1 protein-coding gene and 1 pseudogene are annotated in these 1710 nt (G+C 75.0%); one reads left to right on the plus strand and one right to left on the minus strand.

Annotated features, from left to right (window positions below; genetic code table 11):
* Window positions 1-38: 38 nt before the first annotated feature.
* The gene (locus AC2CHG_RS31290) at window positions 39-803 is read right to left on the minus strand and encodes a hypothetical protein (RefSeq protein ID WP_484526200.1); all 765 of its coding nucleotides are present in this window, start codon (window positions 801-803) and stop codon (window positions 39-41) included.
* Window positions 804-1031: 228 nt separating this feature from the next.
* On the opposite strand from AC2CHG_RS31290, the pseudogene AC2CHG_RS31295 reads away from it, so the two are divergent.
* A pseudogene (locus AC2CHG_RS31295) lies at window positions 1032-1710 on the plus strand (FHA domain-containing protein); the annotation flags it as partial.

The raw sequence follows: 1710 nt of genomic DNA on the forward strand, positions 1-1710 counted from the left end.
GGGCGGGGGCGAGTGGGGCGCCCCCGCCCGGCGCCGGGTCAGATCGGGGTGCCGGAGAAGGCCGCGGCGATCGCCGCGGGCGCCTCCTCCACCGCGCCGGGTGCGGGCGGGCTGAGCCGCACCGGCGTGCCGAACTCGGAGTAGGTGACAGACATCCGGCCGAGTGACGCGTCGATCGGCGTCATGTCCAGCGTGAACGTGCTGAGGCGCCCCTGCTCGTCCAGCGTCGCGGTGAACGGCAGCGCCTTCGCCTTGTCACCCGCCGCGGCGAGGGCCTTCCCGGTGGCGCCGCTGCGCGTGTAGTCGAGCGTCCCGGCGTACGAGCGGTCAGCCGAGCCGCGGACGTCGACCACCGCGGCGAGCAGCTTCTTCACCCCGCCCGGATCGTCCACCGGCATCACGCCGTCGCCGGTGTCCATGCGCAGCCACTTCCGGGAACCGCCGAGCTGCTCGCCCAGCTCGCCGTCGAACTTGACCCAGGTGTCGGGGCCGATGACCAGCATGCGCACCTCACCGAACGCGGCCATCGTCAGGGTGGTCTGCATGGTGCGGGCCCGCGGATCGGTCACCCCGTGCGCGCTGAGCATGGCCGAGTCCAGCTTGACCCGCAGCGTCTGCTCGTTGAGCTTCTCGATGGCGGCGGTCAGTTCGTCACGCGGCGTCGTCGCCGGGCTCGCGGAGCCCGCAGCGGCGGCCCGTTCGGCCGGCGCGTCCGCTCCGGTCCGGTCGCCGCATCCGGTCAGACCGAGGCCGAGCACCGCGACGATCGCGACCCCCGTGGTCGCCAGCCGTCGTTTCGTCATCAGTGATGGTCCTCCGCGAAAGGGGCCCCTCACCGGGGCCGGACGATCAATGTAACGGCGCCCGCCGGGTGGCGTGCGCCCCTTTTCCGCAGTGCGCGGCGAGGCCGCCGACGGGGGTGGCCGGTAGGGTCGTCGCATGGTGGAGGGCGCGCCGCGGTGGTGGCGCGCGGCGCGGCGGGCCGACCGGCCCCGGCCGCGTCACGGGACGACATCGTGCGGAGCTGCGGCATGAGATTCGAGATCAGCAAGGTGCTCGACGCCATCGAGGGTCGGGTCTGCACCGATCCGTCGCTGGCCAGGGCCGTGGTCGACCTGGCCGAGGTGATCCGCTGGCAGAACCTGGACGGCGGCCGACCGGCCAGCCTGCTGCGGCTCGGTATGGTGATCGACGCGCTGTCCCGGCAGATCGGCGAGGACAGCGTCCCGGTCTACGCGATCGTGCACCGGGCGCTGCTGTCCGACGCCGACCTGACCTCCAACGAGCGGATGGTGGTGCGCCGGTGGGCCGACGACGGCCTGGTGGAGGTGCTCGACCAGCCCGGTGACCGGATGCTGGAGGTGGCCGACCTGCTCGGCCTGCCGGTGCTCACCCGGGCGCGGCTGGACGGGCTCGTCGGGCGGTACCCGTGGGTCGCCCAGGCGGGCCGGGTGCTCGCCCCGGTGCCGGGCGCCGGCGGGCCGGTCTTCATCGCGCACGTCGGCGGCGGCCAGGACCCGGCCACCGGGAGCCGCTCACCCGCCGGCGTCAAGGTGCTCTCCCGGAAGTGGCGCTGTCCCGAGCCGGGCTGCGCGCTGTTCGGCGGCGGTGGGGGCGGCGGAGCCTTCGCCGACCTGGCCGCCGTGGACCGGGTGCCGGCCGAGCAGCCGCCGCCCACGCTGCGGACCGGCGCGCCGACCTGCCCCCGGC

Source organism: Micromonospora sp. ATLC20 (genome assembly GCF_057196585.1).

Bases quoted from the DNA above. Each gene is read 5' to 3' on its own strand.
- AC2CHG_RS31290 (WP_484526200.1), bottom strand. From the start codon at position 803: ATGACGAAACGACGGCTGGCGACCACGGGGGTCGCGATCGTCGCGGTG.